Annotated in this window: 16 protein-coding genes; 7 read left to right on the top strand and 9 right to left on the bottom strand. The window is 66.6% G+C overall.

Going from position 1 to position 22,732, the window contains the following annotated elements; translation table 11 throughout:
• Nucleotides 1–153: 153 nt before the first annotated feature.
• The 3 genes from B0E52_RS17270 to B0E52_RS17280 form a co-directional block, all read right to left on the bottom strand.
• Nucleotides 154–474: an H-NS histone family protein gene (locus tag B0E52_RS17270; protein ID WP_077485787.1), complete on the bottom strand. Its 321-nt coding sequence runs from the start codon at nucleotides 472–474 to the stop codon at nucleotides 154–156.
• Between the two features lie 249 nt (nucleotides 475–723).
• Nucleotides 724–2,421 (bottom strand): proline--tRNA ligase, encoded by a 1,698-nt coding sequence (locus B0E52_RS17275; RefSeq protein ID WP_077485785.1) that lies wholly within the window; start codon nucleotides 2,419–2,421, stop codon nucleotides 724–726.
• A 153-nt stretch (nucleotides 2,422–2,574) separates the two neighbouring features.
• Entirely contained in the window at nucleotides 2,575–3,006 is a 432-nt protein-coding gene (locus tag B0E52_RS17280; protein ID WP_077485783.1) for a DUF4124 domain-containing protein, read from the bottom strand.
• Between the two features lie 132 nt (nucleotides 3,007–3,138).
• On the opposite strand from B0E52_RS17280, the gene B0E52_RS17285 reads away from it, so the two are divergent.
• The 3 genes from B0E52_RS17285 to rimI are packed head-to-tail and all read left to right on the top strand — an operon-like array spanning nucleotide 3,139 to nucleotide 4,900.
• A complete protein-coding gene (locus B0E52_RS17285; protein WP_077485781.1) occupies nucleotides 3,139–3,924 on the top strand; it encodes a phosphatidylcholine/phosphatidylserine synthase in 786 nt (261 codons plus the stop codon).
• Nucleotides 3,921–4,412, top strand: coding sequence for a hypothetical protein (locus B0E52_RS17290; RefSeq protein ID WP_077485779.1), 492 nt, complete (start codon nucleotides 3,921–3,923; stop codon nucleotides 4,410–4,412). The genes B0E52_RS17285 and B0E52_RS17290 overlap by 4 nt, the downstream gene beginning before the upstream one ends.
• 5 nt (nucleotides 4,413–4,417) lie before the next feature.
• Nucleotides 4,418–4,900 (top strand): ribosomal protein S18-alanine N-acetyltransferase, encoded by a 483-nt coding sequence (gene rimI / locus B0E52_RS17295; RefSeq protein ID WP_077485777.1) that lies wholly within the window; start codon nucleotides 4,418–4,420, stop codon nucleotides 4,898–4,900.
• 80 nt (nucleotides 4,901–4,980) lie between these two features.
• Here the strand turns inward: rimI and B0E52_RS17300 are convergent, their stop codons facing one another.
• The 4 genes from B0E52_RS17300 to pyrF form a co-directional block, all read right to left on the bottom strand.
• Nucleotides 4,981–7,812, bottom strand: coding sequence for a valine--tRNA ligase (locus tag B0E52_RS17300; protein ID WP_077485843.1), 2,832 nt, complete (start codon nucleotides 7,810–7,812; stop codon nucleotides 4,981–4,983).
• Between the two features lie 130 nt (nucleotides 7,813–7,942).
• On the bottom strand, nucleotides 7,943–8,359 hold the full coding sequence (locus B0E52_RS17305; protein ID WP_077485774.1) for a VOC family protein: 417 nt from the start codon (nucleotides 8,357–8,359) through the stop codon (nucleotides 7,943–7,945).
• A 71-nt stretch (nucleotides 8,360–8,430) separates the two neighbouring features.
• The gene (locus tag B0E52_RS17310; RefSeq protein ID WP_077485772.1) at nucleotides 8,431–8,943 is read right to left on the bottom strand and encodes a TrmH family RNA methyltransferase; all 513 of its coding nucleotides are present in this window, start codon (nucleotides 8,941–8,943) and stop codon (nucleotides 8,431–8,433) included.
• 109 nt (nucleotides 8,944–9,052) lie between these two features.
• Nucleotides 9,053–9,877 (bottom strand): orotidine-5'-phosphate decarboxylase, encoded by an 825-nt coding sequence (pyrF, locus tag B0E52_RS17315; RefSeq protein ID WP_077485770.1) that lies wholly within the window; start codon nucleotides 9,875–9,877, stop codon nucleotides 9,053–9,055.
• A gap of 215 nt (nucleotides 9,878–10,092) precedes the next feature.
• Between pyrF and B0E52_RS17320 the strand changes: the two genes are divergently transcribed.
• The 3 genes from B0E52_RS17320 (at nucleotide 10,093) to B0E52_RS17330 (ending at nucleotide 18,693) form a co-directional block, all read left to right on the top strand.
• Nucleotides 10,093–12,342: a glutaminase family protein gene (locus B0E52_RS17320; protein WP_077485768.1), complete on the top strand. Its 2,250-nt coding sequence runs from the start codon at nucleotides 10,093–10,095 to the stop codon at nucleotides 12,340–12,342.
• Between the two features lie 638 nt (nucleotides 12,343–12,980).
• Nucleotides 12,981–16,169 carry a TonB-dependent receptor gene (locus B0E52_RS17325; protein ID WP_077485766.1) on the top strand — a complete coding sequence of 1,063 codons (3,189 nt, stop codon included), beginning with the start codon at nucleotides 12,981–12,983 and terminating at the stop codon, nucleotides 16,167–16,169.
• A 226-nt stretch (nucleotides 16,170–16,395) separates the two neighbouring features.
• Nucleotides 16,396–18,693: a GH92 family glycosyl hydrolase gene (locus tag B0E52_RS17330; RefSeq protein ID WP_254426855.1), complete on the top strand. Its 2,298-nt coding sequence runs from the start codon at nucleotides 16,396–16,398 to the stop codon at nucleotides 18,691–18,693.
• 136 nt (nucleotides 18,694–18,829) lie between these two features.
• Here the strand turns inward: B0E52_RS17330 and ettA are convergent, their stop codons facing one another.
• On the bottom strand, nucleotides 18,830–20,491 hold the full coding sequence (gene ettA / locus B0E52_RS17335; RefSeq protein WP_077485762.1) for an energy-dependent translational throttle protein EttA: 1,662 nt from the start codon (nucleotides 20,489–20,491) through the stop codon (nucleotides 18,830–18,832).
• A gap of 182 nt (nucleotides 20,492–20,673) precedes the next feature.
• On the opposite strand from ettA, the gene B0E52_RS17340 reads away from it, so the two are divergent.
• The gene (locus B0E52_RS17340) at nucleotides 20,674–21,531 is read left to right on the top strand and encodes a DUF817 domain-containing protein (RefSeq protein ID WP_254426854.1); all 858 of its coding nucleotides are present in this window, start codon (nucleotides 20,674–20,676) and stop codon (nucleotides 21,529–21,531) included.
• A gap of 16 nt (nucleotides 21,532–21,547) precedes the next feature.
• Here the strand turns inward: B0E52_RS17340 and B0E52_RS17345 are convergent, their stop codons facing one another.
• On the bottom strand, nucleotides 21,548–22,621 hold the full coding sequence (locus tag B0E52_RS17345) for a hypothetical protein (RefSeq protein WP_139351738.1): 1,074 nt from the start codon (nucleotides 22,619–22,621) through the stop codon (nucleotides 21,548–21,550).
• Nucleotides 22,622–22,732 lie beyond the last annotated feature (111 nt).

Raw genomic sequence — 22,732 nt, forward strand, 5'->3', positions numbered from 1 at the left:
CGCACGCGAATACCCGCTTGTGAATCCCCACAAAAAAACGCCGACCCGCAGGGCCGGCGTTTTCATGATGGGGTGTCTCGTGAAAAGTGCGGCCAAGAACGGCCGCCCATTTGATCCTCGCGATCATGGATGATCGCAAGGTACCGCACCCAATCAGATCAGCAGATCCTTTTCCTTCTTGCCGGCCTTCAGCGCCTCGTTGAACCAGCGCGGGCGCTTGCCGCGGCCGGACCAGGTCTGTTCCGCATTTGCCGGGTTGCGGTATTTCGGGGGCACGGTACCGCCACTGCGGCGCTTGCCGCGGGCGCCGCCGAAGATGTCGTCGAAGCTGTAACCCTCGGCCTTGATCAAGGCGTGGACCTTTTCGCGCAGCTTGACCACCTTTTCCTTGCGCAATTCATGCTGGCGCGATTGCGCCTTGGTGATCAGGTCATTGAGCTGATTGTGGTTGAGATTCTTGATATCGACGGCCATCGGAGACTCCCGGAACGATGAAATGGTGGTGGCTCGGATCAATGCAGGACAAATGGCATTGCCGGCGCGGTGGTCATTCTTGCGCAAATAAACCGTCTTTGCAAAGCGAGCGGTTTCACAAAAAAACCATGGTAGCGTGGCGGTATTGCGCGTGGCCATTAACCGGGATAATGGCCCGGAGAAACGCCCCGGCCGTGAAAACAAACGGCCGCGCATGGCGGCCGTTTGTCGTGGCATTGGCGACCGGTTTTAATCGAGCAGGCCGAGCAGTTCATCACGGGTCACGGCGCGGCTTTCCGCCTCGTGGCGGGCGCGGTATTCCAGCGTGCCGGCGGCGAGGCCGCGTTCGCTGACCACCACGCGGTGCGGGATGCCGATCAGTTCCATGTCGGCGAACATCGCGCCGGGGCGCAGGCCACGATTGTCCAGCACGGTCTCGATGCCGCGTGCGGCGAGCTCCTGGTAGAGCGATTCGGCGGCGGCGGCGATCTCCGGATTGCCCTTCGGATTGATCACGCAGACCGCCACGCGCCACGGCGCCATCGCCTCCGGCCAGACGATGCCGGCCTCGTCGTGGCGCTGCTCGATCGCGGCCGCCACGATGCGGCTGATGCCGATGCCGTAGCAGCCCATCAGCATCACCTGCGCCTTGCCCTGGTCGTCCAGCACGGTGGCGCCCAGTGCCTCGGCGTACTTGGGGCCGAGCTGGAACACGTGGCCTACTTCGATGCCGCGGGCGAGGTGTAGCGTGCCCTTGCCGTCGGGCGAGGGGTCGCCCTCGACCACCTGGCGGATGTCCTCGACGCGGGTGACGCGCGCATCGCGTTCCCAGTTGGCGCCGGTGTAGTGGGTGCCGTCCTGGTTGCCGCCACAGACGAAGTCGGCCAGCACGGCGGCGCTGCGGTCCACGATCACCGGGATGGCGTCTGGCAGGCCGGCCGGGCCGATGAAACCGGGGTGCGTGCCGGTGGCGGCGAGGATTTCCGCCTCGCTGGCGAGCGCGAATTCATCAGGCAATTCCGCCAGCTTGCCGGCCTTCACCTCGTTGAGTTCGTGGTCGCCGCGCAGGCACAGCGCCACCAGGCCGTCGCGGCCTTTCACCAGCAGGGTCTTCACGCATCGCGCGGGCACGACCTTGAGGAAGGCACTCACCTCGTCGATGGTTTTCTGGACGGGCGTATCCACTCGCTGCAGTTCGGCGGCAGGAGCGGGGCGGCTCGTCGCCGGCGCCAATGCCTCAGCCTTTTCCACATTCGCGGCGTAATCGGATCCATCGGAAAACACGATGGCATCCTCGCCCGAATCGGCCAGCACCTGGAATTCGTGGCTGGCATTGCCGCCGATCGCGCCGGTGTCGGCCTGCACCGCGCGGAATTTCAGGCCAAGGCGGGTGAAAATGCGCGCGTAGGCGTCGTACATCGCCTGGTAGGTTTCCGCCAGCGAATCCTGGCCGAGATGGAAGGAATAGGCGTCCTTCATCAGGAATTCGCGCGCGCGCATCACGCCGAAGCGCGGGCGGATCTCGTCGCGGAACTTGGTCTGGATCTGGTAGAAATTCACGGGCAGCTGCTTGTGGCTGTTGAGCTCGTTGCGCGCGTAATCGGTGATCACTTCCTCGGCAGTGGGCGCATAGCAGAATTCCTGCTCCTTGCGGTCCTTGATCTTCAACAGCTGGGGGCCGAATTTTTGCCAGCGGCCGGTTTCCTCCCACAGTTCCCGCGGCTGGATCGTGGGCATCAGCATTTCGACGGCGCCGGCGCGATTCATTTCCTCGCGCACCACGTTTTCCACCTTGCGCAGCACGCGCAGGCCCAGAGGCGACCAGGTATAGAGGCCGGAAGCGAGCTTGCGGATCATGCCGGCGCGCAGCATCAGCTGGTGGCTGGCGATCTCGGCGTCGGCGGGCACTTCCTTGACGGTGGCCAGATGGAATTGGCTGAGGCGCATGCAGGGCGATTCCGGACTGAAAGAAGCCGGATTATAGCCGCGCGGAACCGTCTCGACGGTTCCGCAGAGGCATGGCTTGCTCTGGCTCTGGTCGTCAAGCTAACGACTGAAGCTGTTCTTGCGCGAAACGAGCTACAGCCTCGAAACGCCCTGTTATTTTCCCGCGCAATACTGTTCGTATTGCGCTTGGGCGCTTTCGACCTGCTGCTTGCGCTGGGTGTCGTCCAGCAACGCGGGCTTGCCGTTCTCTTGCATCACCACCGGGCCGCTGCCCTGCAGGGTGGCGAGGTTGGATTTCAGCGTGGCGCACAGCTTGGCGCGGTTGTCCGGGGTGTCGGCCACCGGGCCTGCCGGGGCCGGTGCGCTGGCGGGCGCCGGCGCGGTTTCGGCGGCCGGTTGCGCGGCCGGGCTGGCAGGGGACTCCACGCCGCCGGCCAGCTTCACCTGCTGGAAACGGGTGCCCTCGGGCGGCGCCGATTGCGAGTAGTGCACCGTGCCCTTGGCGTCCGTCCACTTGTAGATTTGTTGGGCGACGGCCAGCGGGGCGACCAGCAGCAGCGCCACGACGATCAGCGAGCGGGACATGGAATTCTCCAGGGCAACGCGGAAATGGCCGGGGCTCCCCACCCCGGTGCATCGCATTAGTTAACCGCCCGCGTCGTCCGGACACAAGCGGGTGATGGTTTACACTGGGTCTATCCCGTCACGGATTGATCCATGAGCGACTTCCTGCCCGTGCGCCCGCCCCGGCATCGCGGCATCTACCTGCTGCCGAACCTGTTCACCACCGGGGCGATGGCGGCCGGTTTCTACGCGATCGTCGCCAGCATCGGCGGCCGTTATGGTGACGCGGCGGTGGCGGTGTTCATCGCAGCGCTGCTGGACGGCATGGATGGCCGCGTGGCGCGGCTTACCGGCACCCAGAGCGAATTCGGCGTGCAGTACGACTCGTTGTCCGACCTGGTCAGCTTCGGCCTGGCGCCGGCACTGGTGATGTACACGTGGTCGCTGTCCACGTTGCGCGACTTCGGCCCGCTGTGGGGCAAGCTGGGCTGGGCTGCGGCCTTCATCTACGCCGCCTGCGCCGCGCTGCGGCTGGCGCGCTTCAACACCCAGGTGGGCGTGGCGGACAAGCGCTATTTCCAGGGCCTGGCCAGTCCGGCCGCGGCGGCGGTGTGCATGTCCTTCGTGTGGAGCATGGACAAGTCGGATGTCACCGGTGCCGAGCTGTGCTTCATCACGCCGTGGATCGCGGCGATCACCGGCCTGCTGATGGTCAGCCGCTTCCGCTATTTCAGCTTCAAGTCGCTGCCGCTGGGCGACCGCCAGCTCGTGCCTTTCGTGTGGATCGTGGCGGCACTGCTGATCCTCGTGCTGCTCTACCTCGATCCGCCGCGCGTGTTGCTGGCCGGTTTCACGGTCTACCTGCTGTCCGGCCCGGTGCTGACCCTGTGGGGGCTGGCTGCGCACCGCCGTCGTGGACGGCGCGGGGGTGTGGCGTGAACGCGCAGGCTGTCGCGCCCGCCGGTGCCTCGCACCGTGCCCGCGTGCTGCGTGCGCTGGGCCTGACGCCATGGTTGCGTCGGCAGGTGGGGGCGGACGGCGTGATGCCGTCGCTGGACGACGAGCCGTCGCCGGCCAGCGCCAATGCCGATTGCGTGGTGCTGTTGCCGGCGACGTGCGGCACGCGCGAGCTGGATCTGCTGGGCCGTGCCCTGAACTCCGCCGGCGCCGCCCTGGCGCGCGCCGGACGCGTGCGGGTGCAGCCCGGTGAAGCGGAGATCGCCGTGCCGCAGGCGCGCGCCTACCTGGCCTGCGGCGAGGCGCAGGCGCATGCGCTGGGTCGCAGCCTGCCGATGCAGGCGACCGCGCAGGCGCAGATCGTGCTGGTGGACGAGCCAGGCCTCCTGCTGGGCGACGCGGCCGCCAAGCGGCGGTTGTGGATCGCCCTGCGCACCCTGCGCCGCAGCCTGGCCACGACGGGGCACTGAGCGCCATGGTCGCGGTCGCCCGGCCGGCCAGCCACATGCGCCTGATGCGCATGGACGACCTTGACGAGGTCGCGGCGGTGGAGCAGGCCTCCTATGACTTCCCGTGGACGCGCGGCATCTTCGCCGACTGCCTCAAGGCGGGTCATCCGTGCTGGGTGCTGTGCATCGACGACGATGTCGCCGGCTACGGCGTGTTGTCGGTGGGCGCGGGCGAGGCACACGTGCTCAACATCTGCATCGCCCCCGCGTACCGTGGCCAGGGCCTGGGGCGGCACCTGCTGGGTCGCTTGCTGGACGTAGCGCGCTGGAGCGGCGCGCAGCGCGTGTTCCTCGAAGTGCGGCCGTCGAATCCGCTGGCCAAGGCGCTGTACGAGTCGGTGGGCTTTCGCGAGATCGGCCGCAGGCCGCGCTATTACCCGGCGAAGGATGGGCGCGAGGATGCGATCGTGATGGCCCTCAATATCGCTGGAAGCGATATTGAGAAATAGGTAAAGGACGCTCTGGCTCTTCCTGCCAAGCACCCCTCCCCCAACTCCTCCCCCGCAAGCGGGGGAGGGGAGCAAGTTGCTCAGCCTTCCAGCTTTCCCGCCTGCTCGCGCATCGCTGCAAGCTGGGTATTCCAGTCCACGATGCGCTGCCGTTCCTGTGCCACCACTTCCGCGGGGGCATTGGCCACGAAGTTCGCGTTGCCGAGCTTGCCCTCGCACTTTTTGATCTCGCCTTCGACGCGGGCGATTTCCTTGGCGAGGCGCGCCTGTTCGGCGCCGAGGTCGATCAGCCCGGCCAGCGGAATCAGCACGCGCAGCGAGCCCACCACGGCGGCCGCGGCGGCCGGTTCCGCGGCGCCAGGGGCTATCCATTGCGGTGCCTCGGTGCGGGCGAGGAAGGCGATCTGCGCGGCGAACTTCGCGGCGCGGGCGCGATCCGTGGCCTCGCCGCCGGCGAGCAACAGCGGAATGGTCTTGCCCGGCGCGATGTTCATCTCCGAACGGATCCTGCGGATACCCGACAGCACCGCCTTGAACCATTCGATCTCGGCGGTTGCCGCGTCGTCGGAGGCGAAGTCTGCGGCGTGCGGGTAGGGGCGCGCATACACGCTGGATTCGGCCACGCCGAGACGTGGCGCCACTTCCTGGAAGATTTCTTCGGTGATGAACGGAATCACCGGGTGCAGCGCACGCAGCACGGCTTCCAGCACCACCAGCAGCGTGTGCCGCGTGGACGCCGCGGCGGCCGCGTCTTCGCCGTTGAGTGCCGGCTTCGACAGCTCAAGGAACCAGTCGCAGTACTCGTTCCACACGAACTCGTACAGCGCTTGCGCCAGATGATCGAAGCGGTACGAAACGAAGTGCTGTTCGACTTCGGCCAGCGTCTGGCCGAGGCGGGTCAAGATCCACCGCTCAGCCTCGGTCGCCGGTGTGCCGGCAGGGGTGGGAGCCTGTCCTTCGGGCAGATTCATCAGCACGAAGCGCGCCGCATTCCACAGCTTGTTGCAGAACGCCTTGTAGCCCTCGGCGCGCTTCAGGTCGAAGTTGATGGTGCGGCTGTAGCTGGCCAGCGCGGCGAAGGTGAAGCGCAGCGCGTCGGTGCCGATCGGCTTGATGCCGTCGGGGTATTCCTTGCGGATGCGCTTCTCCACCTTCTCGCGCACCTGCGGTATCAGCAGCGATTTGGTGGACTTCGCCACCAGCGGTTCCAGCTCGATGCCGTCGATCAGATCCAGCGGGTCCAGGGTGTTGCCCTTGGACTTGGACATCTTCTGGCCTTCGGCATCGCGCACGATGGCGTTGATGTAGACCTCGCGGAACGGCACCTGGCCGGTGAAGTATTTGGTCGCCATCACCATGCGGGCGACCCAGAAGAAGATGATGTCGAAGCCGGTGACCAGCACGGCGCTGGGCAGGTAGATGCGGTCGTGCGACCAGTCGGCGACGACGTTGCCGTTTGCGTCCTTCACCGGGCCATCCAGCGGCCAGCCCAAGGTGGAGAACGGCCACAGCGCGGAGCTGAACCAGGTGTCCAGCACGTCCTCGTCCTGCTTCAGCGCGCCCGCCGGCGCGACCTGCGCATGCGCGCGCGCGTCGGCCTCGTCCTCGCCCACGAAGATGTTGCCGGCGTCGTCGTACCACGCCGGGATGCGATGGCCCCACCACAGCTGGCGGCTGATGCACCAGTCCTGGATGTTGTCCAGCCACTGCGTGTAGGTGGTGCTCCAGTTCTCCGGCACGAACTTGATCTCGCCCGAGCGCACGGCATCGAGCGCGGGTTCGGTGATCGCCTTGCGGCCGCCCGGACGGCCATCCGTCTGGACGTCCGAGGTGAGATCGACGAACCACTGGTCGGTGAGCATCGGTTCGATCACCGCGTCCGAACGCTGGCTCACCGGCACCTGCAGCTTGTGCGACTTGGTCTCGACCAGCAGGCCGGCGGCTTCCAGGTCGGCCAACACGCGCTTGCGGGCGTCGTAGCGATCCAGCCCGCGATAGGTCTCGGGCGCGTTGTCGTTGACCTTGGCGTCCAGCGTGAAGATGGTGATCGGCGGCAGCTTGTGGCGCACGCCGATGGCGTAATCGTTGAAGTCGTGCGCCGGGGTGATCTTCACGCAGCCGGTGCCGAACTCGCGGTCCACATAGTCGTCGGCGATCACCGGGATCTGCCGGCCGCTGAGCGGCAGGGTGAGCGTCTTGCCGACCAGGTGGGCGTAGCGCTCGTCCTCCGGGTGCACGGCCACGGCCACGTCGCCCAGCATGGTTTCCGGACGGGTGGTGGCGACCACCAGCGATTCGTCGCTGCCGGCAACCGGATAGCGGATCGACCACATGTGCCCATCGCGCTCGACGTTGTTCACTTCGAGGTCGGACACGGCGGTGCCCAGCACCGGATCCCAGTTCACCAGCCGGTTGCCGCGGTAGATCAGGCCGGCGCGGTACCACTCCACGAACACCTTGCGCACCGCGGCGGACAGGCCTTCGTCCATGGTGAAGCGCTCGCGCGACCAGTCGGCGGCGGCGCCGATGCGGCGCATCTGGTTCGTGATGGTGGAGCCGGACTCCTCCTTCCACTGCCACACGCGCTCCACGAACGGTTCGCGGCCCAGGTCGTGGCGGGTCTTGCCCTCGGCGGCGAGCTGGTTCTCCACGATCTTCTGGGTGGCGATGCCCGCATGATCGGTGCCCACCTGCCACAGCACGTTCATGCCGCGCATGCGCTGGTAGCGCACCAGCATGTCCATCACGGTCTGCTGGAAGGCATGGCCCATGTGCAGCGTGCCGGTGACGTTCGGCGGCGGCAGCAGGATGCAGTAGGGCTCGCCCGAGCCCGTGGGCTTGAACGCGCCGCTGGCTTCCCAGCGGGCGTACCACGTCGACTCGATCTGGGCGGGTTCGAAACTCTTTTCCATGGGGGCTCGCGATGGCGCGCACCGGTCGGGTGCGGGATCTGGCGTCAAAGCTTGGAATTGTACGGCAGGGGCAGGGCTGACAAAACGCGGGCGCCCCCGGCAGCCCCGCTGCCGGGCGGCCACGGGCGGCTCAGGGTTCGACCAGCTCGCCGCCCCAGCTGGCGGGATCCGCATCGGCGACGGTCTGCGTGAACGTCCACAGGTGGCCGCCGGGATCCATCGCCGAATACTGGCGCTCGCCGTAGGGCCAACTGGCCGGCTCGCTGACGATGCGGGCTCCTGCCGCGAGGGCCTGCGCATGGTGCGCATCGGCGTCGTCCACCCGCACCATCACGGACTGCCGCGGCAAATGTTCGCCGTTTTCCGGACCGGCATCGCTGGCCACTACCGCGCCGTCGCCGTAGGCGAGCTGGACGCGGTGGTCGCCGATGCGCAGCCGTGGGCGGAACCCGAATGCCCGGCACAGCCAGTCGGCCGCCGCAGGCACATCGGCGTAGCCGAGCACGGGGATGATGGTGGCGTTCGGGATGGATCGATTGCTGCGCATGAGCGGATCTCCATGCCGCTGCCTGCCCGATGCAGGGTGCGGGCGGCGAGGCCCGATGCCCCGCCCGGGGATCATCCCAACTTCTGCGTGATCACGTAAGTGGCGATGGCGCAGGCGTTGGCGACATTCATCGACGAATTGTGGCCCCGCATCGGGATATGCACGGTGGCGTCCGTGGCGTCGAGCAGGGCCTGGCAGATGCCGACGCTCTCGTTGCCGAGCACCAGGCAGATCCGGTCGCCCGGAGCAATCCGCAGTTGCTCCAATGCGATGCTGGCCGAGCTGAGTTCGAGGCCGATGATGCGGTAGCCGACGGCCTTCAGCGCGGCCACCACGGGCAGGGGATCGCTGGCGTACTCCCAAGGCACGTGCTGCTCGGTGTGGCGCGCGGCGGTGTGCAGCTTGGGATGCGGCGGCGTGCAGGTCGTGCCGGCGAGGAAGAGCTTTTCCACGCCCAACGCATCCGCGAGGCGGAACAGGCTGCCCACGTTCGCCGGCCGCCGCACGTTCTGCGCAAGCAGGCAGAGCGGATACCTGCCTGTCGCCGGGCGGTGCGCGTGGTGGTCGAGCTGGGTGTCGGGCATGTCTGGATGCGTCCAGCATGTTTGTAGGAGCGCATCTTGTGCGCGATGGCCTTGGCCTTCGATCAGGGCGAAAAGCTTTCGCGCACAGGGTGCGCTCCTGCAAGCGGAATCAGGCCGCGTAGGTACGATGCTTGTTGATGGTGTCGCGCAGTTCCATTGCGGCGGCACGCGCGGCCTGCGCGAAATCCTCGCCGCTGCCGGCGTAGAGGATGGCGCGCGAGGAGCTGATCATCAGGCCGGTGCCATCGGCGGTGAGCCCGTGCCTGAGCACGGCGGCCACGTCGCCGCCCTGGGCGCCGATGCCGGGCACCAGCAGCGGCATGCCGCCCACCACGTCGCGCACCTGGCCCAGTTCCTCCGGCCAGGTGGCGCCGGTGACCAGGGCGCAGTTGCCGTGGGCGTTCCATTCGCGCGCGATGGTTTCGGCCACGCGCAGGTAGAGTGGAACGCCACCGCAGTCCAGCGCCTGGAAGTCCGCGCCGCCGGGGTTGGAGGTGCGGCAGAGCAGGACCACGCCCTTGTCGGCGCGGTCGAGGAAGGGTTGCGCCGAGTCGCGACCGAGGTAGGGGTTCAGCGTCACCGCATCGGCGCGGTAGCGTTCGAACGCCTCGCTGGCGTAGTGCTGCGCGGTGCTGCCGATGTCGCCGCGCTTGGCGTCGAGGATCACCGGCACGCCGGGATGTTTCTCGTGGATATGCGCGATCAGCCGCTCCAGCGCCTCTTCCGCGCGCAGCGCCGCGAAGTGCGCGATCTGCGGCTTGAACGCGCAGGCGAGGTCGGCGGTGGCGTCGACGATGGCGGCGCAGAACGCGAACACGGCGTCGGGCATGTCGCGCAGGTGCGCGGGGAATTTCGCCGGTTCCGGATCGAGGCCCACGCAGACCAGCGTGCCATGCTCGCGCCAGCGCCGCTGCAAGGTGTCGTGGAAGCGCATGGCAAGTGCCTCGGGCAAGGAAGTGGCTGCGTAGTCTAAGCGAAGCGCAGCGGGCACGCGGCATGGCGAACGGGTTGGCAGGATCGTGCCGATGGACATGTTTGGCTTTCCATTTGTGCCTGATCGGACCTAAGGTCCCAAGGAATGTGCCGAATCCATCGGGACATTCCCCGCATCTTTCGCCGATCGCGACGCACCTGACCAAGGGTTTCACCATGTCGAAAAAATGCACGCCTTCCGCCGATGCTTCCACCGTCGTCGACCCTTCGCGCCGCAACGTCCTGCGGCTCTCGGGCATCGCCGGCCTGGCACTCGCCGGTTCGGCATTGCTGCCCGCCGAAGCAAAGGCCGAGACAGGTACGGCATCCGTCGAACCGGTGGCGGCCGGGGCCGGCTTTGCTGTGCAGGCCGCCATCGCGACGCCGATCCGTCCGCCGGCCGTGCCCCTGGCGGTGCGCCAGCCCTACCTGAGCACCTGGCTGCCAGCAACGCTGTTGCCCGGCAATGCGCCGCAGTTCTGGCAGGGCAGTTCCACGGGGATGGTGGGTCTGGTCCGCATCGATGGCGTGGCCTGGCTGTTCATGGGCGACGGCAAGATCGTCCAGGCCATTCCCGACGGCAACCACGGCAAGCAGGCCACGGTCGAGGACTTCCCGCGCGCCATGCGACAGACCGCGTTGCGCGTCACGGCGACGCGCTCGTGCTTCACCCTGCAAGGCGGCGGCGTCGAGCTGGCGGTGGACTTTCTTTCGCCGGTGGAGCCGGGCGACAACCGCCGCCAGTCGATTCCGATGAGCTACGTGCGCGTGTCGGCGCGCAGCGCTGATGGCGCATCCCACACCGTGCAGGTCTACATGGAAATCACCGGCGACTGGGCCGGCGACGATGCCGCGCAGGAGCTGGTGGTCGCGCGCGGCGATTCACCGGCCGCCCGGACCTGGACGCTGGCACTCGCCAAACCGCAGCCGCTGGCGGAGCAGCACGAGTTCGCGGCCTGGGGCCGGGTGCTGTGGTCGACGCCGGCGCGCGACGGCGTCAGCCTGCAGGCGGGCGACCGACTGAAACTGCGGGCACGCTTCGCCGGACACGGTTCGCTCGACGGCAGCAACGAGGCAGCGCTCAGCACGGTCAAGGCACTGCCGGCGTTGGCGCTGGCGGTCGATCTCGGCCATTGCGGTGCTGCTGCAAGCGCGGCGGATTTCGTGGTCGGCCAGGTGCGCGAGCAGTGCATCAACTACCTGGGGCGGCCGTTGCGCGCGCTGTGGACGAAGCATTTCGGTGACTGGAAGGCGATGCTGGATTTCTTCCATGGCGATGCCGCGGCGGCACGGCAGCGGGCCGATACGCTCGATGTGCGCATCAGTCGCGACGCGCGTGCCTTCGGCGGGGAGCGCTACGAAGGGTTATGCGTGCTCGCGTTGCGACAAGCCTATGCCGGTACCGAACTGGTGCTGGGGCCGGACGGTACGCCGTGGGCGTTCCTGAAGGAGATTTCCAGCGACGGCAACGTGTCCACCGTGGACGTGCTTTACCCGGCCTCGCCCGTGTGGATGTACCTCGATCCCGACTATCTGCGCATGCTGCTGCTGCCCCTGCTCGATTATGCCGGGCATGGCGGATGGCCGAAGCCCTATGCCGAGCACGACCTCGGCTCCGCCTACCCGCAGGCGACCGGCCACAACGACGGCAAGGAAGAGGACATGCCGGTGGAGGAGAGCGGCGACATGCTGATCATGATCGCCACCTGGCTGCGCCGCGTGCCGCGCGCCGATGCACAGGCCTTCGCCAGCCGCCATTACCCGCTGCTGGAAAAGTGGGCGCAGTACCTGGAACGGAACCTGCCTGATCCGGGCTTCCAGAACCAGACGGATGACTTCGCCGGCTCGATCGCGCACAGCGTCAACCTGGCGCTGAAAGGCATCGTGGCCTTGGCCGCGATGGGGCAGGTGGCCGGGCTCGCCGGCCATGCCGACGATGCAGCGCACTACCGCGACCGGGCGCGCAAGGACATCACGTACTGGGCCGCGCGTGCGAAGGATCCGCAAGCCCCGCACCTGGACCTGACCTATCACGATGCGGGCGGGCAAGGTACGTGGGGGACGCTCTACAACGGCTTTGCGGACACCGTGCTGGGCACGGGCCTGATTCCAGCGGAAATCCGTGCCATGCAGGCGGCCTGGTATCGAGGGCAATGCAATGCCTTCGGGCTCCCGTTGCAGGTGCCGCACAGTTATGCCAAGTCGGACTGGGCGCTGTTCACGGCGGCATGGCTGGCCGACCAGCCGGTGGCGCAGGAGTTGATCGATCGCGTCTATGCCTACGCCGATGGCACACCCGACCGCGTGCCGTTCTGCGATCTCTACAACACCGTCACCGCTGCTCGTGTTGCTTTCCAGGCACGTCCGGTGCAAGGCGGCATCTTCGCGCCCCTCGCCGTACGAAGCATGCAGCAGCCTGCTCATTAGCCAGGCCGATGGGACTTGGCAGGAGACCAGTGGGCCAGCCTGCGCCCGCTCCTGCGCTGCGACTTCGTCATGGGATAGCGGGTCGACGGGGGCCGCCGACCGTTCGCGGCGCCATTTTTTGCGCCGCAGCGTGACTTATCGAGTTCGAGGTGTAGGTTTCGGCTGAAGCCTTAAGATCGATCCAAGTCATTGTGATCCACATCACGCCAGTGACACGAGGGGTGGATGCGGCTTCGGCCGCGTGACGATTGGGCAGGAGTGGGCTGCCCGGGATGTCACGGCTCCTGTCTGGCGGGTTGACGGGGTTTGAGAAATGCAACCACCGAAGCCATCGGTATTTCCCCTGTGACGTGCCTGCATGCACCAGGCATGTGCGGGTGCGTGGGCGGAATTCCTGTCCCAGCAGGTTCCGTGGCAACCGGCCGCTTTCGCGGCCTTCGATCCGGGCAATCGCAGTAACGCGTTCGGGATTTTGAAGTGTCGGTCGACGACGGGCATGCGCCCGTTGGCTGATGAAAATTTGGATCGATTCAGTGTTGGAGGGAGCAAGAAAGCGGCGACCACGCATCCGGTTCATGCGATCGAACGGAGCGCCTTGCGCCGATTCCAGTGAACGCATATCAACGGAGATACTGAAGATGACTTACCTGCCTCATGCCTTTGCCCGCAAGCCGCTCTACGCCGCGTTAGCCGCGGCGAGCCTGTCGCTCGGTGGTCTCGGAATCCCCGCGGCCGCCTTGGCCGCCCAGACGGCGACGCCCGTCGCGACCGCGACGCCACCGCCGGCACAAACATCCGGCGGCGCGCAATCATCCGACGACACGGCGGCAAAGACGGCAGGCAAGAAAAAGAGCGACAAGAACGGCAAGCCCATCCTCTTGCCCGGCGTGATCGTCACGAGCTACCGCCAGTCGATCGACCAGAACCTGCAGGACAAGCGCGATTCCAACGCCATCGTCGAGGTCATCAACGCGCAGAACATCGCGCAGTTCCCCGCCAAGAACATCGCCGACGCGCTGGCGCACGTGCCCGGCGTGGTCATCACCCGCGAATCCGGCGAAGGCAAGACAGTCAGCATCCGCGGCCTCGCGCCCGAGCTGACGCTGACGGAATTGAACGGCAACTACGTGGCCTCGGCCGATACCTCGGCCGGTCTGACGCGCTCGTTCAACTATTCGATGATGCCGGCCAACATGTTCTCGGACATCAAGCTCTACAAGAGCCTGGAAGCGCGCCTGGACGAGGGCGGCATCGGCGGCAACGTGGACCTGCGCACGCGCCGTCCGCTGGAGATGGCGGCGAACGACGGCTTCGTGTCCGTCAACGGCGCGGGTTCCGACAACAGCGGCAAGATCACGCCGCAGGTCTCGGCGTTGTGGTCGTGGAAGAACAAGGACCAGACCTTTGGCGTCCTGCTTGCGGGCACGTACCAGAAGCGCCGGGACATCGACTACACGGCCAATGCGTCGAGCTGGCACTGGTGGGCCGACAACTGCTCCGACCACGCAACGTGCACCCAGCCGCCCACGGATGTACACGGCAACCAGTACGACCCCGCCGTGGCCTCCAACATCGACCTGTGGGGCAACGGCGAGGTCGACCAATCCGGCAGGCAGTATTCGGGCTACTGGATGCCGCAGCAGTTCTCCACCAGCCGGAACCAGCTGGACCTGAAGACCAAGGGCGTCCAGGCCACCATGCAGTTCAAGCCCAGCGATCATTTCCTGCTGACGGGCAACTACTTCCGCTTCCAGCGGCAGCAGACCCAGATCACCAATACCCTGGAGGTTCCCGAGTGGGGCCTGCCCAGCAACAACAATTTTGACGACCAGCAGGGCCGGCTGCTCGCGCCCAATGGCCTGACGTTCGATCCCTCGCACACCGTCGTTACCGGTGCGAACTACGTGCTGCCGCCCCCGGGCCAGGGCTGCAATGCGACGACGAACCCCAGCACCGGCGCGCAGCGGCAGCCGGTGGACGTCTGCTCGACGGAGATCCCCTGGCTCAACGGCAACTACTCCGTGGAGAAGGCCACCTCGCAGACCCTCAACCTCGAAGGCGAATGGGACAACGGCGGCGACCTCAGCGGGACGTTCAACGTCGGCCGTACCTGGGCGACGGGCGGCCCGTCGATCGAGCTGGGCATGGCGGCCAAGCCGCGCAACTTCGTCAACGGCCAGTGGGTGGACGGCAGCAACGGGGCCGCGTGGACGCTGAACGGCAAGCCGACCATCACGGCGGCGCCTGACGTGCTGCAGAACATGCTGGCCGGCGAGGGCCAGGTGGACCTCGGTTCGACCGGCTCCAACATGGTCAATACCCGCACCTCGCAGAATTTCGCCCAGGCGGACTTCACCTGGGCCTTCGACAACGGCTGGCTGCAATCGCTGCAGTTCGGTGCGAAGTACCGCGACAACCGCGCCGAGCAGCAGAACAACGAACTGCGCTGGTACTGCAAGGGCACCACGCTGCAGTTCCAGACCTGCGACCCGAACGCCGGCCAGCTGCCGGCGGGCTTCCTCGAACCGAGCATGCTCGACGGCAACACCGAGGCCTACAACGACAGCATCTTCCCGGCGATCAACTTCCCGGCCTACTACAGCCACCTCAACTCCACCTACGACCGGGTGGTCTACAACCATCCCGAAGACAAGTCCACGGTCCGGGAAAAGATCTCGGCGGCCTACGTGCAGGCGAACTTCGACACGGGCACGCTGCGCGGCAACGTGGGCCTGCGCTTCGTCAGCACGCAGCAGGACCTCACCGTCGCCGACCAGATCACCACCAACAACGCGGTGTACTACCACGACGCGAGCGGCAACATCCTGATCTGCCCGGCCAGCGGCGTGAACGCCGGCGGCGGCCCGTGCGCGCCGGGCGATTTCCAGTACCTGCCGCGCGAGCAGTCGGTGGTGCAGACCTACTCCAACGCCACCACCTCCAAGCGCTACAACAAGCTGCTGCCCAGCTTCAACGTCGCGTGGACCGTTGCAGACAACTTCGTGCTGCGCGCCGCCGGTTCGCAGGCGATGGCCCGTGCCAACTACACCGACCTGGCCGAGCTGGGCAGCCTCACCAACAACACGCAGGCGTACTACAACGACCGCAAGCAGTTCGGCGCGCCCCCGCCGGGCTGGTACGGCAGCGGCGCCAACGCCGACCTCAAGCCGTTCACGGCCACCCAGTTCGACCTGGCAGGCGAGTGGTACTACGCGCCCGAGTCGGTCGTCGGCCTGGACCTGTTCGACAAGAAGGTGAAGAACTTCGTCGTGCCGGTCACCGTCAACAACATCAACGTGGATGTCGGCGGCACCCAGGAGAACTTCCTGCAGTACAGCACCAACGCCAACGGCCGTTCGGGCACATCCAAGGGCGTGGAGCTCTACACGCAGCACACCTTCCAGTCGGGCTTCGGCTACATCGCCAACTACACGCTCAACAAGACCAACGAAACCGCGGTTTCGCTCGGCGACACCCAGGTGGGCAAGTCGGAACTGATCGGCAGCGCCAAGTACGCGGCGAACGTGTCGCTGTTCTACGAGAAGCACGGGCTGCTGCTGCGTGCCACCAGCAACTGGACGGGCCGCACCATGCAAGGGCTTGCCGCCGGTCTGCCCGTCTACACGGAGCCTTACCACCAGGTCGATCTGAACGGCGACTACAAGTTCAACAAGCACCTGATGGTGACCGCGTCGATCATCAACCTGACGAAGGCCAAGCCGCGCTCGTACCTGGGAAGCGACACGACGGCGCGGCTGAATCAGCTCGAATACGCCGGACGCCAGTACTACATGGGCGTCACGTACAAGTTCGGCTCCGGCGATTGAGCACGACGGGCGGGTTCAATCTTGGCCTGCCCATGAGCTTTGCTCCCTCTCCCCGTCAGGGAGAGGGAGCAAAGCGCCGCCGGCGTGACGGGTGACGCGCCTCCATTCATTGCACGCACCGGAACGGACCATGCATCCATTTCCCGTACTCTCTTGCCGCCCCGCTTCGTCGATCTGCAGGCACGTTGCACAGGTCTTCGCGATGGCAGCCCTCGCGCTTGGAACCATGGGCGCGGTCCATGCCCAAGGCGACAACGCGTCGCAGCATGCGACGCAGGCCGTCGACGAAGCGAACCCGCTGGTCGGTACCGCGCCGCTGGACCGGCAGTCGCTGATCGGCAACGCGCCGCCGCCGGGCGAGCCGTTGTATTCGGGCATGACCTCGCCGGGTGCGAGCCTGCCGCAAAGCTCGACCGAGGCGACGCCGGTCAACCTCAATGTCGATCTCAGCTATCCCGCGGGCGTCGGCATGTCGTACTACTACCCCAATCCGACGATGATCGGATTCACCGGCGGCGGCTCGACCTATGGCGGCCAGGCCTCGCCGATGATCATGCCGGTGGTGGGCGACTGGACCGTGCCGCCCGACTACGCGCGGTCGTATTACGACAAGGCGAGCGAGAAGGCGTCGCCGGGCTACTACACGGTCGATCTCGCCACGTTCCACACCAGGGTCGAGCTCACCGCGACGCAGCGCACCAGCCTGATGCGCTTCACCTTCCCGGCGAGCCACCGATCGAATGTCGTCATCAACCTGCGCCGCTCCGGCGGCAACGTGGAGGTGGTCGACGACCGCACCATCCGCGGCGTCTCCACGGGCGGGCGCCCGGAACGCGATTCGGATGGCGCCTGGTTCGTCGCCGAGTTCTCGCGGCCGTTCGCGGGCTTCGGCACCTTCCGCGCGGACCACGATCACGAGGGCTACGGCATCGGCGATGCGGACGTGCAATCGGGCCGGCGTGCGGTGTCCGGCAGTTACGCGGGCGCCTACGTCACTTTCGACACCAGGGCCGGCGAGCAGGTGCTGGTGAAGATCGCCCACGGCCACAGTGCCGAAGAAGCCGAACAGCGGTTGCGCGACGAAGAACCGGGCTGGGATTTCGAGCGCGTGCATGCCCAGGCGCGTGCGGCGTGGGCGCGATTGCTCGACCGTGTCGAAGTCAGCGGCGGCACGCCGAAGCAGCGCATGCTGTTCTACTCGACGCTGTACCACTCCTTCGCCAGCCCGCGGCGGCTGGCGCGCAAGGGCGAGCGCTTCACCGGTGCGGACGGCAAGGTCCACGTCGCCAGCTACGACCGCTACAGCCCGGTCCCGTTCTGGGATACCGGCCGCAACCAGATCGTGCTGCTGATGCTGCTCGAACCGAAGATCGTGCAGGACATCATGCGCTCCGAGCTGGATCGCGCGCGCGAACGCGGTTACATGGACACCTCGTTCCATGGCGACCACGCCGTGCTGCTCTACGATGGCGCCTGGCAGCGCGGCATCCCGTTCGATTACGCCGCTGCCTACGAGTACCTGCGCAAGAACGCGACCGATCCCAAGGGGCCGCGCGGCTATCTCGCCGAATACATGAAGAACGGCTGGATTTCCGACATCGTGCCGCCGGGCAATCCCAGTCCGCCGTATGCGGGCGGCAAGGCGGGCGTGGCCACCACGCTGGAATACGCCTGGGACGATCATGCACTGGCCGACGTCGCGCGCCGGCTCGGCAAGACGGACGACGCGCAGATGTTCCTGCGCCGCGCCGCGAATTACCGCAACGTGTTCGACCCGTCGACCGGCTTCATGCGCGGCAGGACCGCGGACGGCAAGTGGATCTCGCCGTTCGACCCGGGCGAACCGTACTACAACTTCATGATGAAGGAGGCCTCGGGCTGGTCCACGCTGTGGCTGGTGCCGCAGGACGTGCAGGGCCTGATCGACCTGCTCGGCGGCCGCGCCGCGTTCAACGCCAAGCTCGATGCGTTCTTCTCCACGCCCTACACGGCCAAGGGCATCTGCCGCGACTGCACCGGCCTGATCGGGCAATACGTGCAGGGCAACCAGCCGGACCAGCAGGCGGCCTACCTCTACGCCTGGAGCGGTCAGCCGTGGAAGACGCAGGCGCTGGCGCGGCGCATCCTTGCCGAGATGTACGGCAGCGACGCCAGCGGCTACGGTTTCCCCGGCATGGACGACCAGGGTTCGACTTCGTCCTGGTACGTCCTGAGCGCGATGGGCTTCTACCCGGTCGATCCGTCCATGCCGGATTACATCCTCGGCAGCCCGATCTTCGACCGCGTCCGCCTGGACATGGGCAACGGCAAGATCTTCGAGATCGTCGCGCGCAACAATTCGGCGAAGAATCAGTACATCCAGTCCGCCACGCTCAACGGCAAGCCATGGAACAAGCCCTGGTTCAGCCAGGCGGACATCGCGAACGGCGCCACCCTGGTGCTCACGATGGGGCCCGCGCCGAACAAGGCCTGGGGTGCCGATCCGGCCGATGCGCCGCCGTCGATGTCGGCGCATGGGCAGTGATCTTTCCCCTTGACCCTGAGAGGAAGGTCGAGGGCGAGGGGCAGTCTTGCCGGGCGTTCCGGCTGCTGGCCTGATCGCAAGCCTGGCTTCTCTCCCCCCATCCCCCTCCCCGGAGGGGAGAGGGAGCAAGGCTTGATCAGGCCAGCTTCTTGTACTTCACCCGATGCGGGCGCGCGCCTTCGTCGCCCAGGCGGCGCTTCTTGTCGGCCTCGTACTCGTTGTAGTTGCCCGGGAAGAACTCCACGTGCGAGTCGCCTTCGAAGGCGATGATGTGGGTGGCGATGCGGTCGAGGAACCAGCGGTCATGCGAGATCACGATCGCCGCGCCGGGGAATTCCAGCAGCGCGTCTTCCAGCGCGCGCAGGGTTTCCACGTCGAGGTCGTTGGACGGTTCGTCGAGCAGCAGCACGTTGCCGCCCTGCAGCAGGGTCTTGGCCATGTGCAGGCGGCCGCGCTCGCCGCCGGACAGGCTGCCGACGATCTTCTGCTGGTCGGTGCCCTTGAAGTTGAAGCGGCCGATGTAGGCGCGCGACTGGATCTCGAAGTTGCCGATGGTGAGGATGTCCGAACCGCCGGAGACTTCCTGCCACACGTTGTTCTTCGGGTCGAGCGCGTCGCGCGACTGGTCGACGTAGGCCAGCTTGGTGGTGTGGCCCAGCTTCACCTCGCCCGAGTCCGGCGTCTCCTTGCCCATGATCATCTTCATCAGGGTGGATTTGCCGGCGCCGTTGGGGCCGATTACGCCGATGATCGCGCCCGGCGGCACCTTGAACGACAAGTCCTCGATCAGCAGGCGGTCGCCGAACGACTTGGTGACGTTCTTGAACTCGATCACTTCCTGGCCCAGGCGCTCGCCCGGCGGAATGAAGATCTCGTTGGTCTCGTTGCGGCGCTGGTAGTCGACCGAGTTCAGCTCCTCGAAGCGGGCCAGGCGCGCCTTGCCCTTGGACTGGCGGCCCTTGGCGGCCGAGCGCACCCATTCCAGTTCCTTCTCGATCGCCTTCTGGCGCGACTTCTCCTGGTTGGCTTCCTGCTTCAGGCGCGCGTCCTTCTGCTCCAGCCATTCGGTGTAGTTGCCCTTCCACGGGATGCCGCGGCCGCGGTCGAGTTCGAGGATCCACTCGGCGGCGTTGTCCAGGAAGTAGCGGTCATGGGTGACCGCCACCACGGTGCCAGGGTAGTCGTGCAGGAACTGCTCCAGCCAGTCGACGGACTCGGCGTCGAGATGGTTGGTCGGTTCGTCCAGCAGCAGCATGTCGGGCTTGGACAGCAGCAGGCGGCACAGCGCCACGCGGCGCTTCTCGCCGCCGGACAGCGGGCCGATCACCGCATCCCACGCCGGCAGGCGCAGCGCGTCGGCGGCCACTTCGAGCTGGCGCTCCAGCGCGTGGGCGTCGTTCGCGGCGAGGATGCCTTCCAGTTGCTCCTGCTCCTTGGCCAGCGCGTCGAAGTCGGCGCCTTCCTCGGCGTAGGCGGCGTAGACCTCTTCCAGCCGCTTCTGCGCGTCGAGTATCACCGACACGCCTTCCTCGACCACTTCGCGCACGGTCTTTTCCGGGTTCAGATCCGGCTCCTGCGCCAGGTAACCGATCTTGGTGCCGGGTTGCGCACGCGCCTCGCCCTGGAAGTCGGTATCCACGCCGGCCATGATCTTCAGCACGGTGGACTTGCCCGCGCCATTGACGCCGAGCAGGCCGATCTTCGCGCCCGGGAAGAACGACAGCGAGATGTCCTTGATGATCTGGCGTTTCGGGGGGACGATCTTGCTCACCCCGTTCATGGTGTAGATGTATTGCATGCGTGCTCCCTGGCTGCGGTGCGCCGGCCACTGCTGGCGCGGCCCGGACGGGTAGGTGGGATAAAGACCGCCAATTATCGCCGATAGGTCGTTTTGCCGCCATGCCGGGCGCCTTCCGCGGCCCGATTCCCCGTGCAAGCTTTCGCCGACGAGGCTGGGGTTGGGGCGGGCGAATGGATGGCATGGCATACGGAGCAAGGCGGGTGCTGACCCGGCTGGACCGGTGGGCCGCGCATCGGGCGCGCCCCCGCGGCCGGCTTGCCGTTGTCGCCCACGAATTCGTGGTGTTCGGCCTCAAGCAGGCCGCGGCCTGCCTGTTCGGTGGGCTGATGGTGGCACTGCTGCTGGCCAGCTGGCGCTGGTATCCGCGCGATGCGGGGTTGTCGCGCTACGACTTCCTGACCCTGGCGGCGCTGGCCATCCAGGGCGTGTTGCTGGCCACGAAGCTGGAGAGCCGCGAGGAGGCGAGGGTGATCCTGCTGTTCCATGTCGTGGGCACGGCGATGGAGCTGTTCAAGACGGCAGTGGGGTCGTGGAGCTACCCGGAGCCGTCCCTGCTGCGGCTGGGCGGCGTGCCGCTGTTCACCGGTTTCATGTACGCGGCAGTCGGCAGCTACATCGCCCGCGCGTGGCGCTTGTTCGACTTCCGCTTCACCCGGCATCCGCCGTTCGGCGCAACGGTGGCACTGGCCGCGGCCATTTACCTCAACTTCTTCACCCATCACTTCCTGCCGGACGCGCGGCCGCTGCTGTTCGTGGCGGTGGCGTGGCTGTTCGGGCCGTGCTGGATCCACTACCGCATCCGCCGCGTGCACCGGCACATGCCGCTGCTGCTGGGCTTCGTGCTGGTGGCGCTGTTCATCTGGCTGGCGGAGAACGTGGGCACTTTCAGCCACGCCTGGCTGTATCCGGCGCAGCGGCAGGGCTGGCACATGGTGCCGTTTGGCAAGCTGGGCGCGTGGCTGCTGCTGATGATCATCAGCTACGTGATGGTGTCCGCGCTGCACCGGCGGAATGCGCCGGCGAGGGTCCCCCGCTGAGGCCTGCCCGTGACTATCAGTGTCCGGCGCCGGTCAGCGTCTTGCGGAAGAACGCCAACGCGTCGGCATCGATCTGGCGATGCACGGCAACACGGTCCACGCCCGGCGGATCGAGGCAAATCTCCGGTACGTCCTTGGTGAGCTGCGGCGAGCATGGGCTCAGGAACACGTAGTGTCCGGCCTTGGGAATCATCTTGATGCCGGCCAGCGTCTTGATCAGCGGCGCGATGTGCAGGGCGTTGTATCGCGGCACCAGTACGCGGTCGTCCTGACCGTAGTAGAGGAACACGGGGCGGTCGATCGAGGCCAGGCCCGACTTGTCGAAGACGAGACTCTGCGGCGCCATCGCGAAAGCGGCCTTCACGCGCGGGTCGTGCGGATCGCCCCAACGGTGGAACTCGCCCTGCATCGCGGCCAGCATCTGTTCCGGCGTCTGGCCGTGTCGCGCGGCCTCCGCCTTGAAGGCGCCGAAGCCGCCGCACTGGTTCGAATCGTCCGGATGCGCCTTGCAGTAGTCCATGAACCGGGTGAAGCGCGGTACCGCACCGACCAGCAACAGGCTGGTGTAGCCGCCATTCGAGAAACCCGCCACGCCGATGCGTTGCGGATCTATCGAAGTTTTCCAACGCGGGTCGGCCAGCAGCATGTCGATGGCGGCCTTGACCTGGATCGGCCGGCCTATCTCGACTTCCGGGTGCCCGTCGCCGCTGGCATCGTGGAAATTGTCCCTGGGATGTTCCAGCGTGGCGACGATGAATCCGTGGCTGGCGAGATAGACCGCAAGATCGTGATGGCCGAGATCCGATCCACCGTGGCCGTGCGAAATCACCACGAGCGGCTTGGTGCCGGGGATGGCGGCTGCGTTCCTGGTCGCGTGGAGTTGGTAAGGCCCGACCCAGGTTGCCCCCTCGGCATGCGCCGCCGGGTAGAAGACATAGCCGGGCATGGCGCCGCCATTGACCGGGTCGTGGATGGTGATGGGTTGGAAACCCACGCCGGTGATGGATTGGGCGAACAGGGCCAGCGGCGCGCAGCACAATGCCAAGGCCAGCCAGCCACGTTTGAGGATGCGGGAGATTCCGGGGCGCATGGGCGCGGATCCGCCTGGTGTGAAGGCATCGAATGTAGCAGCTTCGTTGAGCCGGTCCGAAGGGCCCGAGCCGATGGACGGCCAAAACCGCTAGAATCCCCCAGTTGCCTT

It is taken from the genome of Rhodanobacter sp. C06 (assembly GCF_002001105.1).
GTDB lineage: Bacteria > Pseudomonadota > Gammaproteobacteria > Xanthomonadales > Rhodanobacteraceae > Rhodanobacter_A.

Excerpts from the sequence above, each read along its gene's own strand:
- B0E52_RS17275 (WP_077485785.1), bottom strand. The coding sequence starts at position 2,421 with ATGCGCCTCAGCCAATTCCATCTGGCCACCGTCAAGGAAGTGCCCGCC.
- B0E52_RS17340 (WP_254426854.1), top strand. The coding sequence starts at position 20,674 with ATGGCATACGGAGCAAGGCGGGTGCTGACCCGGCTGGACCGGTGGGCC.
- B0E52_RS17325 (WP_077485766.1), top strand. The coding sequence starts at position 12,981 with ATGACTTACCTGCCTCATGCCTTTGCCCGCAAGCCGCTCTACGCCGCG.
- B0E52_RS17300 (WP_077485843.1), bottom strand. The coding sequence starts at position 7,812 with ATGGAAAAGAGTTTCGAACCCGCCCAGATCGAGTCGACGTGGTACGCC.
- B0E52_RS17270 (WP_077485787.1), bottom strand. The coding sequence starts at position 474 with ATGGCCGTCGATATCAAGAATCTCAACCACAATCAGCTCAATGACCTG.
- B0E52_RS17310 (WP_077485772.1), bottom strand. The coding sequence starts at position 8,943 with ATGCCCGACACCCAGCTCGACCACCACGCGCACCGCCCGGCGACAGGC.
- rimI (WP_077485777.1), top strand. The coding sequence starts at position 4,418 with ATGGTCGCGGTCGCCCGGCCGGCCAGCCACATGCGCCTGATGCGCATG.
- B0E52_RS17285 (WP_077485781.1), top strand. The coding sequence starts at position 3,139 with ATGAGCGACTTCCTGCCCGTGCGCCCGCCCCGGCATCGCGGCATCTAC.
- ettA (WP_077485762.1), bottom strand. The coding sequence starts at position 20,491 with ATGCAATACATCTACACCATGAACGGGGTGAGCAAGATCGTCCCCCCG.
- B0E52_RS17305 (WP_077485774.1), bottom strand. The coding sequence starts at position 8,359 with ATGCGCAGCAATCGATCCATCCCGAACGCCACCATCATCCCCGTGCTC.
- B0E52_RS17330 (WP_254426855.1), top strand. The coding sequence starts at position 16,396 with ATGGGCGCGGTCCATGCCCAAGGCGACAACGCGTCGCAGCATGCGACG.
- B0E52_RS17280 (WP_077485783.1), bottom strand. The coding sequence starts at position 3,006 with ATGTCCCGCTCGCTGATCGTCGTGGCGCTGCTGCTGGTCGCCCCGCTG.
- B0E52_RS17345 (WP_139351738.1), bottom strand. The coding sequence starts at position 22,621 with ATGCGCCCCGGAATCTCCCGCATCCTCAAACGTGGCTGGCTGGCCTTG.
- pyrF (WP_077485770.1), bottom strand. The coding sequence starts at position 9,877 with ATGCGCTTCCACGACACCTTGCAGCGGCGCTGGCGCGAGCATGGCACG.
- B0E52_RS17320 (WP_077485768.1), top strand. The coding sequence starts at position 10,093 with ATGTCGAAAAAATGCACGCCTTCCGCCGATGCTTCCACCGTCGTCGAC.